The organism is Kitasatospora sp. NPDC127111, from assembly GCF_042677465.1.
Lineage (GTDB): Bacteria > Actinomycetota > Actinomycetes > Streptomycetales > Streptomycetaceae > Kitasatospora.
In genome coordinates, this window is the sequence record NZ_JBHXTG010000036.1 from 47,846 (window position 1) to 69,531 (window position 21,686).

At 73.3% G+C, this 21,686-nt stretch carries 18 protein-coding genes; 7 read left to right on the plus strand and 11 right to left on the minus strand.

What is annotated here, in order from left to right; genetic code table 11:
- Positions 1 to 31 precede the first annotated feature (31 nt).
- Positions 32 to 655, minus strand: a complete 624-nt coding sequence (locus tag ACFVHB_RS21945; RefSeq protein ID WP_380324681.1) for a TetR/AcrR family transcriptional regulator — start codon at positions 653 to 655, stop codon at positions 32 to 34.
- 156 nt (positions 656 to 811) lie between these two features.
- Here ACFVHB_RS21945 and ACFVHB_RS21950 point away from each other — a divergent pair, with 156 nt between their 5' ends.
- The gene (locus ACFVHB_RS21950; RefSeq protein ID WP_380324683.1) at positions 812 to 3,076 is read left to right on the plus strand and encodes an MMPL family transporter; all 2,265 of its coding nucleotides are present in this window, start codon (positions 812 to 814) and stop codon (positions 3,074 to 3,076) included.
- 76 nt (positions 3,077 to 3,152) lie between these two features.
- Here ACFVHB_RS21950 and ACFVHB_RS21955 read toward each other — a convergent pair whose 3' ends face one another.
- The 3 genes from ACFVHB_RS21955 to ACFVHB_RS21965 all read right to left on the minus strand — a co-directional run bounded on the left by ACFVHB_RS21955 (position 3,153) and on the right by ACFVHB_RS21965 (position 9,388).
- Positions 3,153 to 4,997: a SpoIIE family protein phosphatase gene (locus tag ACFVHB_RS21955; protein WP_380324685.1), complete on the minus strand. Its 1,845-nt coding sequence runs from the start codon at positions 4,995 to 4,997 to the stop codon at positions 3,153 to 3,155.
- Between the two features lie 71 nt (positions 4,998 to 5,068).
- Positions 5,069 to 5,836 (minus strand): class I SAM-dependent methyltransferase, encoded by a 768-nt coding sequence (locus ACFVHB_RS21960; protein WP_380324688.1) that lies wholly within the window; start codon positions 5,834 to 5,836, stop codon positions 5,069 to 5,071.
- 567 nt (positions 5,837 to 6,403) lie between these two features.
- The gene (locus tag ACFVHB_RS21965; RefSeq protein WP_380324691.1) at positions 6,404 to 9,388 is read right to left on the minus strand and encodes a BTAD domain-containing putative transcriptional regulator; all 2,985 of its coding nucleotides are present in this window, start codon (positions 9,386 to 9,388) and stop codon (positions 6,404 to 6,406) included.
- Between the two features lie 219 nt (positions 9,389 to 9,607).
- Between ACFVHB_RS21965 and ACFVHB_RS21970 the strand changes: the two genes are divergently transcribed.
- Complete coding sequence (locus ACFVHB_RS21970) at positions 9,608 to 9,868, plus strand: hypothetical protein (protein ID WP_380324694.1); 261 nt, start codon at positions 9,608 to 9,610, stop codon at positions 9,866 to 9,868.
- Positions 9,869 to 9,952: 84 nt separating this feature from the next.
- Here ACFVHB_RS21970 and ACFVHB_RS21975 read toward each other — a convergent pair whose 3' ends face one another.
- Positions 9,953 to 10,234, minus strand: coding sequence for a hypothetical protein (locus tag ACFVHB_RS21975; RefSeq protein WP_380324696.1), 282 nt, complete (start codon positions 10,232 to 10,234; stop codon positions 9,953 to 9,955).
- A 205-nt stretch (positions 10,235 to 10,439) separates the two neighbouring features.
- Between ACFVHB_RS21975 and ACFVHB_RS21980 the strand changes: the two genes are divergently transcribed.
- Entirely contained in the window at positions 10,440 to 11,198 is a 759-nt protein-coding gene (locus ACFVHB_RS21980; RefSeq protein WP_380324699.1) for a GntR family transcriptional regulator, read from the plus strand.
- Positions 11,199 to 11,297: 99 nt separating this feature from the next.
- On the opposite strand, the gene ACFVHB_RS21985 is transcribed toward ACFVHB_RS21980, so the two are convergent.
- Positions 11,298 to 12,965: a fumarate hydratase gene (locus ACFVHB_RS21985; RefSeq protein ID WP_380324702.1), complete on the minus strand. Its 1,668-nt coding sequence runs from the start codon at positions 12,963 to 12,965 to the stop codon at positions 11,298 to 11,300.
- A gap of 214 nt (positions 12,966 to 13,179) precedes the next feature.
- Between ACFVHB_RS21985 and ACFVHB_RS21990 the strand changes: the two genes are divergently transcribed.
- Together ACFVHB_RS21990 and ACFVHB_RS21995 are read left to right on the plus strand one after the other, a co-directional pair.
- Positions 13,180 to 13,854 (plus strand): DUF1707 domain-containing protein, encoded by a 675-nt coding sequence (locus ACFVHB_RS21990; protein WP_380324755.1) that lies wholly within the window; start codon positions 13,180 to 13,182, stop codon positions 13,852 to 13,854.
- Positions 13,855 to 14,196: 342 nt separating this feature from the next.
- Complete coding sequence (locus ACFVHB_RS21995) at positions 14,197 to 14,541, plus strand: WhiB family transcriptional regulator (RefSeq protein WP_380324758.1); 345 nt, start codon at positions 14,197 to 14,199, stop codon at positions 14,539 to 14,541.
- A 202-nt stretch (positions 14,542 to 14,743) separates the two neighbouring features.
- Here ACFVHB_RS21995 and glpX read toward each other — a convergent pair whose 3' ends face one another.
- Positions 14,744 to 15,784, minus strand: coding sequence for a class II fructose-bisphosphatase (glpX, locus tag ACFVHB_RS22000; RefSeq protein ID WP_380324705.1), 1,041 nt, complete (start codon positions 15,782 to 15,784; stop codon positions 14,744 to 14,746).
- Positions 15,785 to 16,020: 236 nt separating this feature from the next.
- Between glpX and ACFVHB_RS22005 the strand changes: the two genes are divergently transcribed.
- Positions 16,021 to 16,536, plus strand: a complete 516-nt coding sequence (locus tag ACFVHB_RS22005; RefSeq protein ID WP_380324708.1) for a DUF4245 domain-containing protein — start codon at positions 16,021 to 16,023, stop codon at positions 16,534 to 16,536.
- Positions 16,537 to 16,662: 126 nt separating this feature from the next.
- On the opposite strand, the gene ACFVHB_RS22010 is transcribed toward ACFVHB_RS22005, so the two are convergent.
- The 4 genes from ACFVHB_RS22010 to ACFVHB_RS22025 form a co-directional block, all read right to left on the minus strand.
- The gene (locus ACFVHB_RS22010) at positions 16,663 to 17,265 is read right to left on the minus strand and encodes a malonic semialdehyde reductase (RefSeq protein ID WP_380324711.1); all 603 of its coding nucleotides are present in this window, start codon (positions 17,263 to 17,265) and stop codon (positions 16,663 to 16,665) included.
- A 173-nt stretch (positions 17,266 to 17,438) separates the two neighbouring features.
- Positions 17,439 to 17,690, minus strand: coding sequence for an exodeoxyribonuclease VII small subunit (locus tag ACFVHB_RS22015; protein WP_380324714.1), 252 nt, complete (start codon positions 17,688 to 17,690; stop codon positions 17,439 to 17,441).
- 67 nt (positions 17,691 to 17,757) lie between these two features.
- The gene (gene xseA / locus ACFVHB_RS22020; protein ID WP_380324717.1) at positions 17,758 to 19,041 is read right to left on the minus strand and encodes an exodeoxyribonuclease VII large subunit; all 1,284 of its coding nucleotides are present in this window, start codon (positions 19,039 to 19,041) and stop codon (positions 17,758 to 17,760) included.
- A 38-nt stretch (positions 19,042 to 19,079) separates the two neighbouring features.
- Complete coding sequence (locus ACFVHB_RS22025) at positions 19,080 to 20,423, minus strand: APC family permease (RefSeq protein ID WP_380324720.1); 1,344 nt, start codon at positions 20,421 to 20,423, stop codon at positions 19,080 to 19,082.
- Between the two features lie 112 nt (positions 20,424 to 20,535).
- On the opposite strand from ACFVHB_RS22025, the gene ACFVHB_RS22030 reads away from it, so the two are divergent.
- Positions 20,536 to 21,510, plus strand: a complete 975-nt coding sequence (locus ACFVHB_RS22030; RefSeq protein ID WP_380324723.1) for a 4-hydroxy-3-methylbut-2-enyl diphosphate reductase — start codon at positions 20,536 to 20,538, stop codon at positions 21,508 to 21,510.
- Positions 21,511 to 21,686: the final 176 nt, after the last annotated feature.

The window sequence follows — 21,686 nt, forward strand, 5'->3', positions numbered from 1 at the left end:
GGTCTGTGGCCGGGGCCGGCCCGGCCCGGTCTCAGGTGGCCGCCGGCGCGCCCAGGCAGAGGCCGACGGTGGTCGCGACCAGCAGGTCCAGCGCCCGCCGGGACTCCTGCTCGGGCTCCTCGCCGGCGGCCCGGAGCAGCAGGTAGCGGTCGGTCAGGCCGTTGAAGCCGGCCAGGAAGACCACGGAGATCTCGTGGGCCGACATCGCCAGCGGCTGGCCGTGCGCCTCGGCGAGCGCCGTGAGGAGTTCGGCGGCGGTGCTCTCGATCTCGTGCTGGAGCGCCCGCATGATCTCCTGCAGGTCCGGGTCGCGGATGGCCAGGGCGGCGAACTCGGACATCAGCGCGCAGTGGCCGCCCTCGCCCACCGCGCTGTCCCAGAGCGCGTGGACCATCGCCGCGATCTGCTCGCCGAACGGGCCCTCGTCCGGCGCGGCGGCGCGGACCTGGCCGATGAACTCGGCGGTCAACTGCTCGACCACGGCCCGGTAGAGGTCCTTCTTGGTGCCGAAGGTGTAGTGCACCGTCGCCTGCGCCACGCCCAGCTCGGCCGCGATCGCGCGGGTGGACCCGGCGGCGACGCCTTCACGGCTCATCAGCTCGATGGCGGCCTGGATCAGCTGCGGGCGTCGTTCGGAGGCGGGGACGTGGGCCATTGGGCCAGGGTAGCGCTCCGGTCAGACAACCTGGTCGAACGAATCTGTCATACGCTCCTGTCATCCGACTTTGTCAGGCGAACAACTTGAGCGTACGGTGGGGCGGAAGACCTGTTCGGGCACCTGCGTGCCGACCGATCCGACCGGGGGTCACCCATGGCCACACACCTCTACCGACTGGGCCGCTACTGCTTCCGGCGACGGCGGGCCGTGCTGGCCGTCTGGATCGCGGTGCTGATCGCCGTCGGCGGCGCCGCGGGAGCGTTCGCCGGCAAGACCAGCGACGAGTTCAAGGTGCCGGGCACCGAGGCGCAGACCACCCTGGACCGGATCAAGGGCACGTTCCCGCAGCAGGGCCACGGCTCCGCGCAGGTGGTCTTCGCCGCCCCGGGCCCCGGCGGCGTCGCCGCCCCGGAGGCCGCCAAGGCCGTCACCGAGGCGGTCGGCCGGATCGCCGCCACCCCCGGCGTCGCCGCCGCACCCGACCCGTACGCCACCGGCGCGGTCTCCCCGGACGGCAAGGTCGCGATCGGGCTGGTCTCCTTCGACCACAAGCTCGCGGAGATCACCGACGGGCAGCGCGACGCGGTGCGGGCGGCTGCCGAGCCGGCCCGCGCGGCCGGGCTGACGGTGGCCTTCGGCGGCGACGCGTACAACCGGATGGCGCAGGTCGACGGCGGTGAGGCGGTCGGGCTCGCGGTGGCCGGGGTGGTGCTGGTGGTCACCCTCGGCTCGCTGGTCGCCGCCGGGCTGCCGCTGCTGACCGCGCTGGTCGGGGTCGGCGTGGCGATGGCCGGGCTGCTGGCCCTGTCCGGCTCGTTCGAGATCATCACCACCGCGCCGGTGCTGGCCCTGATGGTCGGCCTGGCCGTCGGCATCGACTACGCGCTGTTCATCCTCTCCCGGCACCGCCGCCACCTCGCCGAGGGGCTGGAGCCGGAGGAGGCCGCGGCCCGGGCCAACGCGACGGCCGGCAGCGCGGTGGTCTTCGCCGGCCTGACCGTGGTGGTCGCGCTGGCCGGGCTCGCCGTCGCGGACGTGCCGTTCCTGACCGTGATGGGCCTGGCGGCCTCGGGGGCCGTGGTGGTGGCGGTGCTGGTCGCGATCACCCTGCTGCCCGCGCTGCTCGGCTTCGCCGGCCGGGCCATCGACCGGCTGCCGGTCTGGCGGCGGGCGCTGCGGACCTCCGGCCGCAGGAGCATGGGCGAGCGCTGGGCGGCCTTCGTGGTGCGCCGGCCGCTGGCCGTGCTGCTCGCCGGGCTGACCGCGCTGACCGCGCTCGCCGTCCCGGCCGCGAGCCTCACCCTGGGCCTGCCCGGTGGCGGCTCGCAGGCCGCCGGCACCGACGCCCGCAAGGCGTACGACCTGATCAGCGACGGCTTCGGCCCCGGCTTCAACGCGCCGCTGGTGGTGGTCGTCGACGCCGAGGGCGCGGCGCAGCCGGAGCAGGCGGTGCAGGGCGTGGCGGAGAAGCTGTCCGGGCTCGAGGGCGTGCGGACGCTGCTGCCGCCGGCCGTCGACCGGCCCAGCCGCACCGCGCTGCTGACCGTCATCCCGCACACCGGCCCGGACCACGCCGACACCCGGAAGCTGGTCCACGAGATCCGCGACCAGCGGGCCGGGCTGCGGGCCGCGACCGGCGCGCGGATCGACGTCACCGGCACCACGGCCGCCAACATCGACGTGTCCGCCAAGCTCGGCGACGCGCTGCCGCCGTTCGTGGCGGTGATCGTGGGCATCGCGTTCGTGCTGCTGGCCCTGGCCTTCCGTTCGGTCCTGGTGCCGCTGAAGGCGGTGGCGGGCTTCCTGCTCAGCATCACCGCCTCGCTCGGCGCGGTGGTCGCGGTCTACCAGTGGGGCTGGCTGGACGGCGTGATCGACGTGCCCAAGGTCGGCCCGGTGGTCAGCTTCGTGCCGATCCTGCTGATCGGGGTGCTGTTCGGGCTGGCGATGGACTACGAGCTGTTCCTGGTCTCCGGCATGAAGGAGCACCACGTGCACGGCATGGCGCCGCGGGACGCGGTGGTCGCCGGGGTGAAGAACGGCGCTCGGGTCGTCACCGCGGCGGCGCTGATCATGGTCTCGGTGTTCGGCAGCTTCGTCTTCGGCCACGACCCGATCGTGCAGCCGATCGGCTTCGCGCTGGCGGTGGGCGTACTGGTGGACGCCTTCGTGGTGCGGATGGCCCTGGTGCCGGCGGCGATGGCGCTGTTCGGCCGGGCGGCCTGGTGGTTCCCGCAGCGGCTGGAGAAGCTGGTGCCGCGGGTGGACATGGAGGGCGAGCAGCTGATGGCCCGGCTGGGGTCGGCGGAACCCGGGGCCCGGGCCGGGGCCGAGGACGACGCCGAGTCCGAGTCCGGGGCCGAGGACGACGCCGAGTCCGGGGCCGGGGACGCGGCCCGGGTGCCCGAGAAGGTCTGAGCGGCGGCCCGGTCGTCGAGCGGCTCCCGGCGGTCTCCGCCGGGAGCCGCTTCGCGTTGCGGCGGCAGCCCCGGGCTCAGGGCAACCGCTGCTCGAACCAGACCACCTTGCCGGTGCCCAGCCGGGTGGCGCCCCAGCGCTCGGCGCAGCGGGCCACTATCTGCAGCCCCCGCCCCCGTTCGTCCTCCGGCCCGGTCCGGCGCGGCCGCGGCAGCAGCGGACTGTCGTCCCCGACCTCGCAGCGCAGCCGGGTGGTGCGGACCAGGCTGAGGGTGACCGGCCGGGTGGCGTGCTGGACGGCGTTGGTGACCAGCTCGCTGACCATCAACTCGGTGGCCTCGCTGAGGGCTTCGAGCCCCCAGCGGCGCAGCGTGTGGGCGGCCAGCCGGCGCGCCCGCCCGGGGGTCTCGTTGCGCGGCTGGAGGTACCAGTGCGCGACGTCCCCGGCCGGGATGCCGTCGAAGCAGGCGGCCAGCAGCGCGATGTCGTCGCCGCGGTCGCCCGGCGGCAGGATCCGCAGCGCCTCCTGGCAGAGCTGCTCGGGCGCGTGCGGGTGCGCGCTGGCGAGCCGGGCGCGGAGCAGCTCCAGCCCGTCGCTCAGCGGACGGCTGCGGGTCTCCACCAGACCGTCGGTGAACAGCAGCAGCGCGGAGCCCGGCGGTGCGGGCAGCTCGACCGAGGAGAAGTCGACCCCGCCGACGCCGATCGGCGCGCCCGACTCCAGCTCCAGCAACTCGGCCGTGCCGTCCGGCCGGACCAGCACCGGCGGGACGTGCCCGGCGTTGGCGAGCACCACCCGGTTGGCGATCGGGTCGTAGACCGCGTACACGCAGGTGGCCAGGTGCTGTTCGCGGCCGAGCCGCTGGGCCTGCTCGTCCAGGTGGTAGAGCACCTCGTGCGGCGGCAGGTCGAGCGCGGCCAGGGTCTGGGCGCTGGTGCGGAGTTGGCCCATGATGGCGGCCGAGGTGAGCGAGTGCCCCATCACGTCGCCGACGATCAGCGCGACCCGGTTGCCGGGCAGCGGCACCGCGTCGTACCAGTCGCCGCCGACCTGGGCGCCGCGTTCGCCGGGCAGGTAACGGTGCGCGAGCCGGACGCCGTGCGGCCGGGGGAGGCGCAACGGCAGCATGCTGCGCTGGAGTTCGTTCGCTATCTCCCACTCGCGGGCGTAGCGCAGCGCGGTGTCGACGGCCAGCCCGGCCTGGGTGGCGAGGTGGGCGGCGGTCGCGGTGTCGGCGGCGTCGAAGCCGGGGCGGCCGGCCTTCTCGGGCGGTCGGCGGATCAGCACCAGCAGGCCGAGGACGGCCTTGCGCCCGCGCAGCGGCAGGGCGAGCACGCTCGCGCCCCGGCCGAGCCGGGCCAGCCCGCGGGAGCCGTACAGCTCGCGCAGCAGGGCCTCCGTCCGCTCGGCGCCCGGCGTGCCGAGCGCCGCCGCCTCGGCGGGGCGGCGGCTGAGCAGGGCGTGCGCGAGGGCGCCGCCGCGGGTGATCGGGGTGGCGGGGCCGGTGTCGGCGGTCGAGCGGGCGCCGTACCGGGTGCCGAACCGGTTCGGGTAGCGCTCCGACCGGTGGTCGTGCCCGCCGCTGGGCCGGCCGCGCCGGCCGAGCCGGGTGCCCTGGCTGTGGTGGATCCGCAGCTCGTCCGGGAACCCGGGCTCGCGTTCGACGTTGGGCAGCGGGTCGCGCAGGTGCACCACGGCGGCGTCGGCCAGGGTCGGGATCAGCACCCGGCAGATGTTGCGCAGGGTGGCGGCGAGGTCGAGCGCGCTGTTGATCCGCCGGGTGGCCGACTCGAGGTAGCCGAGCCGCTCGGCGACCTCGTCGGTCCACGGCGGGGCCGCCGCCGGCGCCGACGGTGGCGGGTGACGCTGGCCCGGGAGGGCAGGCGACTGTCCGGCCTCGGGTTTGAGCTGGTCGCGCACGGGTGCCTGTCCTGGGGAGTGGTGTGGAGTACTGCCTCTTCCGGGGTACTGCCTTTTCTGGGGCGGAGAACTCAGCCGACGCGTCGACAGCACAGGAACAGCTGCTCCTCCGGCGGCAGTGAGGTACTGGCCGGCGCGTACGAGTGCCACGACTGATCCTCGACGGCGAACCCGGACTCCACCAGTACCCGTTCCAGATCCTCCCGCAGGTAGCCGCTGATCCGCAGCTCCCGGCCGAGGAACGGCAGTGGAACGTGATCCAGGTCCGCTTCGACCATGCCGAGCGCCAGCAGCCCGCCGGGCCGCAGGAGTTCGCGCAGCCGGGCCAGCACGACGGGGATCTCGTCCTGCGGGAGCAGGATGAGGGAGAAGAACGCGGTGACCGCGTCGAAGCCGCCGTGCCCGCGCGGGCCGAGCGCGGGGACGTTCCAGGCCCGGTCGGCCCGTTCGGTGGCCAGGTCGTACATGTCGATCCGGTGGAAGTCGGGCGCGTACGGGCCGGGCGCGCCCGCGTCGCGGGCCAGGGTCAGCATCACGTCGGAGAGGTCCACGCCGGTGACGCGCATGCCGGCCGCGGTCAGCTGCCGGACGGTCGGATCGCCGGTGCCGCAGCCGACGTCCAGCACGGCGGCACCCGGTTCGAGCCGCGCCAGCAGTCGGCGCCCGCAGGCGAGCTGCCCGTCCTTGGCGGGGAACGCCTCGCCGTAGCCGGCGCCGATGGTGTCGAAGGCGACCGCCTGCAGCGCGCGCTCGGCGCGGCGGCGCAGGACGTCGGGCCCGTCACCGCCGTCCGCGTCCTCGTCGAGGGGGAACGGGTCGGATATCTGTCCGGTCGTCACGATTGAGAGGCACCTTTCCACCCGGGCCTCCGGTCGGCCGGACGAGGCCGGGCCGCCGTCCTCCCGGCGCCCGCGCTGCCCCGCTGCCGGTGGCGGTACGTCACGCTCCCCGCGTCACATTGACTGCACTCTGACACTTGCACAGACACGTTGCACAGAGACACTCTGCACCGTGGGAGCGCCGCCGCGCTGCCGTTTCCGGATGCTCAGTTGGACAACTGCACCCGTGTGTGTACTGGCATCTGAGAATATGCGTGATCACACCCTCATGGGGTCCGTTTCCGGCCAACTCGTGGCAGTTGAGTGCTGTGACCCGGGTTGCGGAAGCACGGGGTGGCGGGCCGGGGTGGTGCGCCGCTCGGCCGCGCGCCGCACCCCGCGCCACTGCCACCGTGCTGACCTGGGCTTTTGTGCCGGTCCAGGCCGACAATCCGACGTTTATTGAACGTCAATCGGTCCGGTGCACAGTGGAGTCCAGCGCCGGGGAAGCGTTGAGGGTGCTCCCGCAGCCGGGGGGCTGCGGGAGCACCGAACGCCGGGGGGAGGCCGCCATCGGGGGACGACGGCCTACGGCGCGGGGGGAGGGGAGAGGGGCTCGGTGTGCTGCTTGGAGATGAGGTCCGCCACGGGGGAGGCCTCCGGCACACCGAGCCGCGTGAAGATCGCGTGCGCCTCCTGCAGACACGCCAGCCCACGCGCCGGCTGCGCGAGCCCGAGCAGCGCCTCACCCAATGCGGCGTTGGCGAGGCCCTGGCAGTAGGCGCCGTCGATCTCCTGGGCGATCGCCAGCGATTCGCCGGCCACCTCGACGGCCTCGGCCGCCTGTCCGCTCGCCGAGAGGCTCACGGACAGCCGGGCCAGCGCGTATCCCTCGCGGAGCCGGTTCTGCTGGGCCTGGTAGAGCGCGTGGGCCTCGCGCAGGTGCGCCACCGCCTCGCCGGGCGCTCCGGTCGACGACAGCACCACCCCGAGCTGGTAGAGCGTGTCCGCCAGGCAGGGCCCGTTGGCGGACCGCCGGGCGGTGGCCACCGCCTCCTCCACCGAACGCACCGCCTCGGCGGTCCGTCCGACGTCGAGCTGGGCCCGGGCGATGTTGCCGAGCAGCCGCGCCTCGCCGATCGGGGCACCGACCACACGGCTGATGCCGAGCGCCTGCTCGAAGAACGGCAGCGCCTCGGCCGCCCGGTCGGCGAGGCTGAGGATGATGCCCAGGGTGTTGGCGACCATCGAGCGCATGACGGTCACATCGCCCGGATCCTGCAGCGACAGGCTCGCCCGAAGGGAGCGTTCGGCGCCCTGGAAGTTGTTGGTGAAGTACTCCAGGGTGCCCAGCGCGAAGTGGACCCGTGCGAGCGCCTGGGTGTCGCCGTAGGCCGTGGCGTTGGTGTCGGCTATCTCCAGGAGCATGCGGGCGCGAGCCGCGTGGGTGGGGTCCTCGACGATGCTGTTGAGCGTGATCAGCAGGTCCAGGGCCGGCCGGAGTTGCGCCGACGGGCCGCGCAGGGCGGCCTCCACCGTGCTGAGCAGCATGCCGGTCTCAGCCCGCAGCCACTGCTGCGCGGCGATGCCGTTCAACAGGTCGAGACCGGGCGCCGCGAGGTCGTCCAGCGGTTCGAACAGCTGGTCGTCCGGTTCGATCAGACGAGCGGCGCTGCGCATGGTCGGCAGCAGGTGCCGTACCAGGCGGAGCACGGCCTCCTCCTGCTCCGCGTTGTCGGCGGACTTCTCGTTCTGCCGCTGCGCGTAGAGCCGGAGCAGGTCGTGGTAGCGGTAGCGACCCGGAGTGAAGCACTCCAGCATGTTGGCCTCGACCAGTGCCTCGGCGAGCTGCTCGGCCCGCAGTTCGTCCTCGCCCAGCAGGGCGGCAGCGGCGTCGAGCGGCAGATCGGGCGAGTCCACCAGCGAGAGCAGCCGGAACGCGCGCGCCTCGTCGGGCTGGAGCTGGCCATAGCCGAGGCCGATGGTGGTCTCCACGGCCAGGTTGCCGAGCTGGAGCTCGTCGAGTCGCCGCCGCTGGTCGGCTAAGCGGCGCGCGAGATCCGAGACGCTCCACCGCGGCCGGCTGGCGAGGCGGGCCGCGGCGATGCGGACGGCGAGCGGCAGGAAGCCGCAGGAGGTCACGACGGCGAGCGCCGCCTCGGGCTCGGCCGCCACCCGCTGCTCGCCCACGATGGCGGAGAAGAGCGCGAGGGCCTCGGCCGGGGTCAGTTCCTCGACGTCCACCAGGTGCGCGCCGGGGATGCCGGCGAGCCGGGACCGGCTGGTGGCCAGGACGGCGCTGCCGGAGACGCCGGGGATCAGGGGCCGCAGCTGTTCGGCGTCCTGGGCGTTGTCGAGCAGGATGAGCATCCGCCGGTTGGCGAGCAGCGAGCGGTAGAGCGCGGCCCGCTGCTCCAGCGAGTCCGGGATCTCGGTGGTCCCGAGGGCGTGCAGGAAGTCGCCCAGGACGAGGGCGGGGTCGGCGGGCGAGGCTCCGGCGCCCCGGAGGTCCACGTAGAGCTGCCCGTCGGGGAAGTCCGCCCGGACGCTGTGGGCCACGTGAACGGCGAGGGTCGTCTTGCCGACGCCGCCGATCCCCGCGAGGGACGTGACCACCACGGCCTGGCCGGTGGCGCCCTGCAGGACCGAGCGCAGCTCGGCGACCAGGTCCGATCTTCCGCTGAAGTCCGAGACATCGGCCGGAAGTTGAGCGGGTGCCGGGGTGCTGGCGGGCGCCTCCTCGCGGGTGCCGGGCGCGGCCGGACGAGTCGGTGGGGTGGGCGTGAGCGCGGGATCGCCGGCCAGGATCCGGGCGTGCATCGTGGAGAGCCCGGCGCCCGGCTCGACGCCCAGCTCGTCGATCAGCAGTTTCCGGGTGTCGGTGTAGACGCCCAGGGCCTCGGCCTGCCGGCCGCACCGGTACAGCGCGAGCATCAGCAGCTCGCGCAGCCGCTCCCGCAGGGGGTGTTCCGCGGTGAGGGAGCTGAGCTCGGCGACCACCTCGGTGTGCAGGCCGATCTCCAGCGCCGCCGCGCAGCACTCCTCCCAGACCGCGACCTGCCGCTCGGCCAGCCGCAGCCGCTGGGCGTCCGCGTACGGTCCGGGGACGCCGGCCAGCGAACGGCCGCTCCAGAGGCCCAGGGCGGACACCAACAGCCGGTGGGTCTCGAACAAATCACCGTTGGCCCTGGCGGCGTTCGCCTCGGAAACGGTTCTCTCGAAGACCGAAAGATCCAATGCGCCGGGGGAGATCCGCAACGCGTATCCGTCCGGCATGGAGACCAGGATCTCGGCGGGCGCGCGCACCTCTCGATGCGGCTCGATGACGGCTCGCAGTCGGGAAACATAAGTCCGCAATGCGGCAATTGCCTGCGGTGGGGGGCGTTCTCCCCAGATCCCGTCCACGAGATCCTGCGTGGTGACCGGCCGCCCGTGGTGGAGCAGGAGGCACGTCAGTACGGCCTGCTGTTGCGGAGAGCCGAGCGCGAGCGCGTGCTTCCCGCGCCACGCCTGCATCGGGCCGAGCACCTGGAAGCGCAGCGAGTTGCTCTGCGGCGTTTCCTGAGGCTCCATGAATTCCCCCGATGACCTGGATGACGTCCGCTGACCGCGGGCGTCCGGTAGCCCCGCTGTGGTCGCAACAGCTTAGGCGGACGGTTGCAAACGCTGGAGAACAAGACCAGCGGCACGATGTTTATAAGACATTTAGCGACCCCTACGATACTGGCCGCGCGCCTGGGTCGAGTCGGTCGGGCGCGTGCAGATCCCGATGACCTGAAAGGCAGCCAGCCCATGGCCGAGAACGAGCCCACCAGTACTGTCACTCCGTCGGCCCCGGCCGAGGGCACGACGCCCGCCACCGCGACCCTGCCGACCGACACCCAGGTGGTGAACGAGGCGGCCGCCGGCGTGGCCGACCACATCGTTCCGGCCGACGAGCAGCACATCGAGCCGCAGGAGCTCATGGGTGGCGAGGTCGCCGAGCCGGAGCACGCCGACGAGGCCTCGGACAAGCCCTACGAGCCTTTCGGTGTCATCAACAGCCGCCCGTAACGGCGACGATCGGCCGGTGCCCCGCCCCACGCCTCGTGGGAGCGGGGCATTCGTCGTTCCCGGCCCGCACGCGTTCGCCCCGGTTCATGCGACCCGGGTCCCGCTGAGGCGGGGGGCGTGGTCGCGGGGCGCGAGACGGGTGCCGGCGCGGACGGTGGTGGCGGGGTCGGGGTCGGGGTCGTCCGGGGCCGGGCCGACCTGCTCGGGGCGGGCGGTCCACTCGCGGCCGCCGGCCGGGGGGCGCAGGTAGTGCTCTCCGCCGAGGGTGTCCATGTAGATGCCGGTGCGACCGGTCCTGGTGTCGAGGACGAGTTCGCCCACGCGCGGCCGGTAGGCCGGGGCGGAGTCGCGCTTACGGGTGCTCACCGCAGTGCTCCCTTGCTCTGGTACGGGCGCGGCGGTGGCTGCGCCGGCCCTGGTCGCTGTCGTGGCTCGGTTCCTGCTCGGCGACTACCCAGCATCTCTAGAGAAGCTAATATCTCTAGAGATGTCAACGGTCGTACCAGTCCTATCGGCTTACCGGTGGGCGCGGGTGCGCCTACGATTTCCGGCGAGGACGAGGGAGAAGGCGATGGTCGGCAGCAGTGGCGAGAAACAGCCCAAGTACCAGCGGATCGCCGACACCCTGAAGGCGGCGATCGACGCCGGCGAGTACCGCGCCGGTGACCGGCTGCCCGGCGAGAACGACCTCATGGACGAGTACGGCGTGGCCCGGATGACCGCCCGCCAGGCCCTCGGCGTGCTGCAGAGCGAGGGCATCGCCGAGGCGCGCCGCGGGGCCGGGGTCTTCGTGCGGGACTTCCGGCCGCTGCGCCGGCGCGGGATCCAGCGGCTCGCCCAGGGGCAGTGGGGGTCCGGCCGGTCGATATGGTCGGCGGACATCGACAACCGCACCCTGGTGGTCGACCAGGTCTCGGTCACCGAGCAGGGCGCGCCGGAGCACGTGGCGCGGGTGCTCGGGGTCGACCCGGGCGAGCCGATGTGCGTGCGCCACCGGCGGTTCGTCCTGGACGGCAAGCCGGTGCTGCTGTCGACGTCCTACCTGCCGGCCGGCCTGGTCGCCGGGACGGCGATCACCCGCGAGGACACCGGCCCGGGCGGCACGTACGCGCGCCTGGCGGAGATCGGCGCGAAGCCGGTGCACTTCCGCGAGGAGGTCCGCTCCCGGATGCCCAGCGCGGAGGAGGGCGCCCGACTGGAGCTCTCGGCCGGGACCCCGGTCATCCTGATCTGCCGCACCGCCTTCGCCGACGAGGGCCAGGTGGTCGAACTGAACGAGATGATCCTCGACGCGGCCTCCTACGTCCTGGAGTACGACTTCGACGCGTGAGCGGAGCGCGGGCGCGGAACCACGGAACGGCGCCACCGCGAACCGCCCCGGTCGCGGCGGGCGCGACCGGGGCGGCGGGGCGACGGGGACGGCCCGCCGCTACTCCTTGGAGCGGACCCGCAGGCTGGTGATCAGCGGGCCCTCGGTGGTCTCGCGGAAGAAGTCGTTGCCCTTGTCGTCCACCACGATGAACGCCGGGAAGTCCTCGACCTCGATGCGCCAGACGGCCTCCATGCCCAGCTCGGCGTACTCGAGGACCTCGACCTTCTTGATGCAGTCCTGGGCGAGCCGGGCCGCCGGGCCGCCGATGGAGCCGAGGTAGAAGCCGCCGTGCGCGGCACAGGCGTCCGTGACCTGCTTGGAGCGGTTGCCCTTGGCCAGCATGACCATCGAGCCGCCGGCGGCCTGGAACTGGTCGACGTAGGAGTCCATCCGGCCGGCGGTGGTGGGGCCGAAGGAGCCGGAGGCGTAGCCCTCGGGGGTCTTGGCCGGGCCGGCATAGTAGACCGGGTGGTCCTGGAGGTACTTGGGCATGCCCTCGCCGGCGTCCAGGCGCTCCTTGATCTTCGCGTGCGCGATGTCGCGGGCGACGACCAGGGTGCCGGTGAGCGAGAGCCGGGTCTTCACCGGGTACTTGGAGAGCTCGTTGCGGATCGCCGACATCGGCTGGTCGAGGTCGATGCGGACCACGTCGTCGTCGAGGTGCTCGTCGGTGGTGTCCGGCAGGTACTTGGCCGGGTCGGTCTCCAGCTGCTCCAGGAAGACGCCCTCGGCGGTGATCTTGCCGAGCGCCTGGCGGTCGGCGGAGCAGGAGACGGCCATCGCGACCGGCAGCGAGGCGCCGTGGCGCGGCAGGCGGACGACGCGCACGTCGTGGCAGAAGTACTTGCCGCCGAACTGGGCGCCGATGCCGATCTTCTGGGTCAGCTCGGTGACCTTGGCCTCCAGCTCCAGGTCGCGGAAGCCGTGGCCGGTCTTGGCGTTGCCCTCGGTCGGCAGGTGGTCCAGGTAGTGCGCGGAGGCGTACTTGGCGGTCTTCAGCGCGAACTCGGCGCTGGTGCCGCCGATCACGATCGCCAGGTGGTACGGCGGGCAGGCCGCGGTGCCGAGCGAGCGGATCTTCTGCTCGAGGAACGCGAGCATGCTCGCCTCGTTCAGGATCGCCTTGGTCTCCTGGTACAGGTACGACTTGTTGGCGGAGCCGCCGCCCTTGGCCATGAAGAGGAACTTGTAGGCGTCCCCGTCGGTGGCGTACAGCTCGATCTGGGCCGGCAGGTTGTTGCCGGTGTTCTTCTCGTCCCACGTGGTGACCGGCGCCATCTGGGAGTAGCGCAGGTTGAGCTTGGTGTACGCGTCGAAGACGCCGCGCGCGATGGCGGACTCGTCGCCGCCCCGGGTCAGCACGTTCTGGCCGCGCTTGCCCATGACGATGGCGGTACCGGTGTCCTGGCACATCGGCAGGATGCCGCCGGCCGAGATGTTGACGTTCTTCAGCAGGTCCAGCGCGACGAAGCGGTCGTTGGGGCTGGCCTCCGGGTCGTCCAGGATGCGGCGCAGCTGGGCGAGGTGGGCGGGGCGGAGGTAGTGCGAGATGTCGTGCATCGCCTCGGCGGTGAGCAGCCGCAGGGCCTCGGGCTCGACCTGGAGGAAGGTGCGGCCGCCTGCCTCGAAGGTGGAGACACCCTCGGAGGTCAGCTTGCGGTACGGGGTCGGGTCAGCGCCCAGGGGGAGCAGGTCGCTGTACTCGAAGTCTGGCGTGGGAGCCATGGCGGCGGTCCTTAGTGTTCCAGTGTGTCCGGCTGCGTCGGCGAAGCACCCTCAAGGGTAGGACCCGGCGAAACGTCGCACGCGGACAGGTCGGCCTGCGTGACCGGGGTCACTCGGACACGCGTACGGGGCTTGCCCCGGTGGCTAGGCTTGGCCCGTGGACAACTTGCCGTCGAGGGACGACCAGGACGACCAGGGGCAGCCGCCCGTGCCGATGACCAAGCCCGCCGCGCACGCCCCGGTGGCGGAGGCCGAGATGCGGGCCTCGGACGCCGACCGCGAACGGGTGGCCGAGCTGCTGCGCGACGCCTACGCCGAGGGCCGGCTGGACGTCGAGGAGCACGCCGAGCGGATCGAGGCCGCGTACGCCGCCAAGACGCTCGGGGACCTCGCGCCGCTGACCAGGGACCTGCCGGCGCACCGCTCGATCTCCTTCGAGAAGCCCCCGCTGGACGGCCCGGACGCGGCCGCGCGCCCGGCGGGCCCGGTGCGGTTGCCGGCCCGGCAGGAGGCGCCGACCATGGTGGCGATCTTCGGCGGCGCGTCCCGCAAGGGCCGCTGGCGGGTCGGTTCGCACCTGCGCGCGGTGGCGGCGTTCGGCGGCGTCGAGATCGACCTGACCGACGCGGTCTTCGAGTCGCCGGAGGTGGTCATCGAGGTGGTGGCGATCTTCGGCGGGGTGGAGATCAAGGTGCCGGAGAACGTCAGCCTGCACGGCAGCGGCGTCGGGATCTTCGGCGGTTTCGACGTGAAGGAGCAGACCGCCGCGGACCCGTACGCGCCGGTCGTCCGGGTCAAGGGCGCCGCGGTGTTCGGGGGTTGCGAGGCGAAGCCGCGCAAGGGCAAGAAGCTCAAGGAGTGGGTGCGCAAGCAGCTCGGCACCGACTAGGACCGGTCGGGGCCCGGGCCGGTCCGCGCCAAGCGGCCGGCCGTGTCCGAAACGCACCGGAGTGCCCGGGTGGGGGAGCAACTCCCGCCCGGGCACTCGCCGTTGTGGCGAGTGCAGGCTGTAGTCGATTGCGTGCAGTGTGCATGAATCGCGGCGCTACTGGGTAGTTCCTCTCGCACATCGCTTCTTGTACGGCTGCGCACCGGAGGCGGCCTGAGGCCGGCCCGGGGGGTGAAGAGCGGGGGCTCGCAGCCGGGCAGGGGCGCGAGCTTCCCCGTGTCCGAGAGCCTCGTCAGGAGTACGGCCGTGCTGCATCCGATCGAGTCCCGCCCCGTATCGCCCATCGCCGCCGCGCAGTTGCTGGAGCAGCGGCCCGCCCCGCACCCGCAGGGCGACGACAACCCCTGGCACACCGGCGCGGCCTGCCGGCGGGACGAGGTGGGGCTGTTCTTCGCGCCGTCCAAGGAGCCGACGGCGGCCCGGCTCTCGCGCGAGGAGCAGGCGAAGCAGGTCTGCGCGCGCTGCCCGGTGCTGCTGGAGTGCCGGGAGCACGCGCTGGCCCAGCCGGAGCCGTACGGCGTGTGGGGCGGGCTGACGGCGGCCGAGCGCCGGGTGGTGCTGGCCCGCCGGCGGCGCCGGGACACGGAGCTGCGCGAGGCCGCCCGGCCGCGCCGGATAGCGGGCTGAGCCCGGGCGGCGGCACCCGCCGGGTGAGACGCCCGCGGCCTCGGCGAAGGGGGATTTCGCCGAGGCCGCGGGGGTGAGGAGCCGTGAGGCCGGGCCCACCGGGTCGTGAGCCGGCCTCACCGGGCCCGTCCCGAGCCCCTCCCGAGCCCGAACGGAACCCGAGCGGGGCCCGAGCGGGCTCCGAACGGGCCCGGGACCGGGCTCAGTTGGCCCGGTCGAAGTCGATCGCGCTGTACGCCCGGAGCTTGGACAGCTTGTGGGTGGAGTGGATCTCCCGGATGGTGCCGCTCTTGGAGCGCATGACCAGCGAGCTGGTGGTGGCGGTCTCCTGGCGGTAGTGCACGCCGCGCAGCAGCTCGCCGTCGGTGATGCCGGTGGCGACGAAGAACACGTTCTCGCCGCTGACCAGGTCGTTGGTGGTGAGCACCCGGTCCAGGTCGTGGCCGGCGTCGAGGGCCTTCTGGCGCTCGGCCTCGTCCTTGGGCCACAGGCGGCCCTGGATGACGCCGCCCATGCACTTCATCGCACAGGCGGCGATGATGCCCTCGGGGGTGCCGCCGACGCCCATCAGCAGGTCGACGCCGGTGCCCTCACGGGCGGCCATGATGGCGCCGGCGACGTCGCCGTCGGAGATGAACTTGATCCGGGCGCCCGCCTCGCGGATCTCCCGGACCAGACCCTCGTGCCGCGGGCGGTCCAGGACGACGACGGTGACGTCCTCGACGGCGCTGCCCTTGGCCTTGGCGACCCGGCGGATGTTGACGGCCGGCGGGGCGGTGATGTCGACGAACTCGGCGGCCTCGGGACCGGCGACGAGCTTGTCCATGTAGAAGACCGCGCTGGGGTCGAACATGGTGCCGCGGTCGGCCACGGCCAGCACGGCCACGGCGTTGTTCATGCCCTTGGCGGTGAGGGTGGTCCCGTCGACCGGGTCCACCGCGACGTCGCACTCGGCGCCGGTGCCGTCGCCGACCCGCTCGCCGTTGTACAGCATCGGCGCCTCGTCCTTCTCGCCCTCGCCGATGACGACGACGCCGTTCATCGAGACGGTGGAGACGAGGGTGCGCATGGCCTTCACGGCTGCGCCGTCGGCGCCGTTCTTGTCGCCGCGGCCGACCCAGCGGCCGGCGGCCATGGCGGCCGCCTCGGTGACCCGGACGAGCTCGAGCGCGAGGTTCCGGTCGGGAGCCTCCGGCGCGACCTCCAGGGCACTGGGGAGGTGGTGCGGGTACTGCGTGGTCATCGTCGTTACCTCTCTGTACGCGACGGCCAGTGAGCGCCCGACTACTGCCAGGTCGAACGCCGTGGTGAGGGTCCTGCGATCGTATCTGCCCACGAGATGACTGTCTGTGGCGCATGTCGCCACCCTCCGGCGAAAAGGGCCTGTTTGCCCCCGTTCACCCGTCCGGGGGCACCCCGGGTACCGGTGGCCCGGACCGGATGAGTCACCATGTGGGGGTGGCTGGAGAGAGCAGGGGCATGAGGGGCCGGCAGACCGTACGGGACATGGTCCTGTCGATGCTGGCGGTCGGCGTCGTGGTCGGGATCGGGTACCTGTTCCTGCCGCACGACGCGAGCGGCGACGGCGTCCACACCAAGGAGTACAAGGTCGCCGCCGCCTCGGCGAAGCGCGCCGCCCCGTACCCGCTGCTCGCCCCGGAGGGCCTCTCCGACCGGTGGCGGGCCACCTCGGTGAGCTACGAGCCCGCCTCGCTGGGCAAGGGCAAGGGCAACGCCTGGCACCTGGGCTTCGTCACGCCGTCCGGCCAGTACGCGGCCGTCGAGCAGAGCGACCTCGGCCGTGACGCGCTGCTCGCCGCGACGGTGGCCGGCGGCAAGCCGGACGGCACCTCGGAGGTGGCCGGGAAGTCCTGGGAGCGCCTCCAGGGCTCGAAGGCGCGCGCCCTGACCGTCCAGGACGGCGGCGCCACCACCGTGCTCACCGGCACCGCCTCCTACGAGGAGCTGGCCGAGCTGGCGCAGGCCCTCAAGTAGGCCGCCCCGGGCCCCGGGCCCCGGGCCCGGAGGGTCCGCGGGGGGCCCACGGAAGTCTTCGAACACGCGGAAGGGCCCCGCACCGGTCGGAACCGGTGCGGGGCCCTTCGCCGTGCCCGGGCGGGCTCAGACGGTGGTGACGACCTCGTCGTAGGCCAGGCGCGGCGAGCGCGGGAACCAGGCGTCCTCGCCCGGCTTGCCGATGTTCACCACGGCCAGCACCGAGTGCTCGCCGTCGGGGAAGAACTCCTTGTTGATGCCCTCGGCGTTGTAGCCGGTCATCGGGCCGGCGGCCAGGCCGGCGGCGCGGACGCCGATGATGAAGTAGCCGGCCTGCAGGGCGCCGTTCAGCGTGGCCGAGGCCTCGCGGACCGGGCGCTCGCTGAAGAACATGTCCTTGGCCTGCGGGAAGTGCGGCAGCTGGGTGGGCAGCTCCTCGTGGAACTCGTTGTCCACGGCGAGGATGGCGACCAGCGGGGCGGCGGCGGTCTTGGCCTTGTTGCCGTCGGCCATGTGCTGGACGAGACGCTCGCGGCCCTCGGCCGAGCGCACCAGCACGACGCGCAGCGGCTGCTGGTTGAAGGCGGTCGGGCCGAACTTCACCAGCTCGTAGATGGCCTGGATCTGCTCCTCGGACACCGGCTCGTCGGTGAAGGTGTTCGCCGTGCGGGCCTCACGGAAGAGCAGGTCCTGAGCGGCGGCGTCCAGTACCAGAGCGTCGGTGGTCATGCTTCTACACCTCATGAGTGACGGGGTTCGTCGTTCGACCGGCCGGTGCCGATCACTCGTACTCAACATGAGTGAAGTTTCAACTGTTCCCGTTGAGGACGTGACCCGTATCACATGTGCGCCGTCGTGCGCGCGAACCGGCCAGCGGGCGAAACGAACCGGCCAGCGGGCGGCTACTCGCCGCCCGGCTCGCCCTCCTCGGCGGCCAGCGCGGCGTCCAGTCGGGCCCGGGCGCCGTCCAGCCAGCGCTGGCAGACCTTGGCCAGCTGCTCGCCGCGCTCCCAGAGCGCCAGCGACTCCTCCAACGAGGTGCCGCCGTTCTCCAGCTGCCGGACCACCTCCAGCAGCGCGTCCCGGGCGTGCTCGTACCCGAGCGCGTCGTCCGGCGTCCGCGGCGCCGCCTCTTCCTGCTGCTGATCTGCCATGGGAGCCAGCGTAGGGGCTGGTGCCGACAGTGCGGCCCCGGCCGGCGCGATCCCGCGCCCGGCCCGGCTACTCCGCCGTCTCCGCCGTGACCGCAGCCGCAGCCGTGGCCGGCGCCGACTCCGCCGTTCCTGCCGGCTCCGTCGTCTCCGCCACGGTGACGGAGAAGCCGCCGCCCGCCACCCGGGCGTGCAGGCCGTCGCCGGACGCCACCTGCGCCGGGTGGGTCACCACCGTGCCGTCGGCCCGCTGCAGCACCGCGTACCCGCGCTCCAGGGTGGCCGCGGGCGAGAGCGCGACCACCCGGGCCAGGGTGTGCCCGAGGTCGCTCTGCGCGTGGTCCAGCCGGTGTCCGAGGGTGCGCCGGGCGCGCTCCAGCAGGGCGGCCACCTCCTGGCCGCGGCCGTCCAGCATCCGGTGCGGCACGGCCAGCGCCGGGCGGCTGCGGACCCCGTCCAGCCCGTGCTGCTCCCGGTCGACCCGGCCGAGCACGTGCCGCCGGGCCCGGTCGCGCAGGTTGCGGACCTTGGCCAGCTCCTCGCCGACGTCCGGCACCACCCGTTTGGCGGCATCCGTCGGCGTGGAGGCGCGCAGGTCGGCGACGAAGTCCAGCAGCGGCTGGTCCGGCTCGTGCCCGATCGCGCTGACCACCGGCGTCCGGGCCGCCGCGACCAGCCGGACGAGGCCCTCGTCCGAGAACGGCAGCAGGTCCTCCACGCTGCCGCCGCCGCGGGCCACGATGATCACGTCCACCTCGGGGTGCTCGTCCAGCTCCCGGACGGCCGCGCTCACCCGCTCCACCGCGCTGACCCCCTGCACGGGCACGTTGCGCACCTCGAAGCGGACGGCCGGCCAGCGCCGCCGGGCGTTCTCCAGGACGTCCCGCTCGGCCGCCGAGCCGCGCCCGGTGACCAGGCCGATGCACTGCGGCAGGAACGGCAGCGGCCGCTTGCGGTCGGCCGCGAACAGGCCCTCCCCGGCGAGCCGCCGCTTCAGCTGCTCCAGCCGGGCCAGCAGCTCGCCCAGCCCGACCAGCCGGATCTCCGAGGCGCGCATCGACAGCTGCCCGCGGGCCGCGTACCACTCCGGCTTCGCGTGCACGACGACCCGCGAGCCCTCCTGCACCACGTCCGCGACCTGGTCGAAGACCGAGCGGAAGCAGGTCACCGTCAGCGAGACGTCCGCCTGCGGGTCGCGCAGGGTCAGGAACACCACGCCCGCGCCCGGCCGCCGGCTCAGCTGGGTGATCTGGCCCTCGACCCAGACCGCGCCGAGCCGGTCGATCCAGCCGCCGATCAGCGCGGAGACCTTGCCGACCGGGAGCGGGGCTTCGGGGGAGCTGGTGTTGGCCATGCGTACGAGGCTAGCGGCGGACGCCGACAGGGCGGGCCCTAGCGGCGGATGCCGACGGCGGAAGCCCCCTGGACGAGCAGGACCACGACCCCCACCGCCAGCCAGGCCAGCCCCACCAGCTGCGCCGTGCGCGAGGCCTCGTGGACCACCGCGCCGATCACCGCGATGCCCAGCACCGGCACCACCACGTGCCGCAGCCGGTCCCGCGAGCCGTGCTTCACCGCGTACCAGCCGATCACCGAGGCGTGCAGCAGCGCGAAGGCGGTCAGCGCGCCGATGTTCACCACCGAGGTCAGCCGGTCCAGCCCGTCGTCCCGGTTCGCGGCCCAGACCGCGGCGCCCATCGTGATCACCGCCGCCACCAGCAGCGCCCGGCGCGGCACCGCCGTGGCCGGGTCCACCGTCCCCAGGGACCGCGGCAGCCGCCCGTCCCGGCCCATCGCGTAGACCAGCCGCCCGGCCGCCGCCTGCCCGGCCAGGGCCGCGAACGCCGCGCCGATCGCCTTGCTCGCCGCGACCAGCACGTGCAGCCAGTGCCCGACGCCGCCCTCCACCGCGTCGTAGAAGGCCGAGCCCTGGGCGGCCGGGTCGGCGGCCAGCTGCCGCGGGGTGAGCGGCTCCAGCAGGGCCGCCAGGTAGGTCTGCGCCACGAACAGCACCCCGGCCAGCGCCAGGCACCGGAGCACCGCCCGGGCCACCGCCGCCGAGGCGCCGACCGCCTCCTCCACGAAGGTCGCGATCGCGTCGAAGCCCAGGTAGGAGAGGACGGCGACCGAGACCGCCGAGATCACCGCGGTCGGCGAGAAGTCGCCGACGGCGGTGAACGGGGTGTCCCAGCCGCGCTGCGCGCCGTCCCGGGCCAGTGTCACCACGGCCGCCACCACGAACACCGCCAGCACCGCGAGCTCCATCGCCAGCACGGCCAGGCCCACCACGGCCGCCGTGCGCACCCCGGCCAGGTTGAGCGCGGTGGTCACCGCCACCGCCAGCGCCGTCCACACCCAGCGCGACACGTCCGGCACCAGCGAGTGCAGCGCGATGCCGGAGAACAGGTACGCCACCGCGGGGATCAACAGGTAGTCGAGCATCGCCATCCACCCGGCGACGAACCCCGGGCCCTCGCCCAGCCCGGCCCGCGCGTACGCGAACACCGAGCCGGTGCGCGGCACCGCGCGCACCATCTGGGCGTACGAGGAGGCGGTGAGGCCCATCGCGACGGTCGCCGCCAGGTAGACCGCGGCCACCGCGCCGTGGCTCCTCGCGTCGAGGACGCCGAACACGCCGACCGGGGCCATCGGGGCGATGAACAGCAGGCCGTAGACCATCAGGTCGCGGACGCCCAGACTGCGCCGCAGTTCGCCGGTTCCGGCTCGATCGCTCATGAACTCCACATTTGAGCATTCGCGACGGATTCCGGTCCGCAGGCGACGCCCGTCGGCGCGGCTCCCTCCCGCCCGTACGAGCGCGCTCCTCTCCCGCCCGTACGATGGAGCCATGTCCAACACCGCGCAGCGCCGTGTCCTGCTCGCCGCCCCCCGGGGCTACTGCGCGGGCGTCGACCGCGCCGTGATCGCCGTGGAGAAGGCCCTGGAGCAGTACGGGGCGCCGATCTACGTCCGCAAGCAGATCGTCCACAACAAGTACGTGGTGCAGACCCTGGAGAAGAAGGGCGCGATCTTCGTCGACGAGACGGAGGAGGTGCCCGAGGGCTCGATCGTGGTGTTCTCCGCGCACGGCGTCGCGCCGTCCGTCCACGACGAGGCCAGGGCCGGCAAGCTCGCCACCATCGACGCCACCTGCCCGCTGGTCACCAAGGTGCACAAGGAGGCCGTCCGCTTCGCCGACGAGGGCTACGACATCCTGCTGGTGGGCCACGAGGGCCACGAGGAGGTCATCGGCACCATGGGCGAGGCGCCGGACCGGATCCACCTGGTGGACGGCGCCGAGGACGTCGCCGCCGTCGAGGTCCGGGACGAGTCCAAGGTCGTCTGGCTCTCCCAGACCACGCTCTCGGTGGACGAGACCATGGCCACCGTCGGCGAGCTGAAGAAGCGCTTCCCGCTGCTGGTCAGCCCGCCCAGCGACGACATCTGCTACGCCACCCAGAACCGCCAGGTCGCCGTCAAGCAGATGGCGCCGGAGACCGACCTGCTGATCGTGGTCGGCTCCAAGAACTCCTCCAACTCCGTCCGCCTGGTCGAGGTCGGCCTGGAGTACGGCGCCAAGGCCGCCCACCTGGTGGACTTCGCCGAGGAGATCCAGGAGTCCTGGCTGGAGGGCGTCACCACGGTCGGCGTGACCAGCGGCGCCTCGGTGCCGGAGATCCTGGTCGAGGGCGTCCTGGACTGGCTGGCCGAGCGCGGCTACGGCGACGTGTCGACCGTCAAGACCGCCGAGGAGCACCTGACCTTCTCGCTGCCCAAGGAGCTCCGCCGCGACCTGCGCGCCGAGGCCGCGGGCAAGCTGTAGCCCCGCCGTCCGGAGCGGTCCGGAGAAGTCCGGAGAACCCGGCACCCCACCACGGGGTGCCGGGTTCTCCGCTGTGCGCGCCCGGGCGGGCTCTCGTAGCTTGGTGCGCAGGTATGCACAGGCTGTGGACAACCCGGCCTGTGGGCGTGGGACAACGGAGTCGGCGGAGGGCGGTC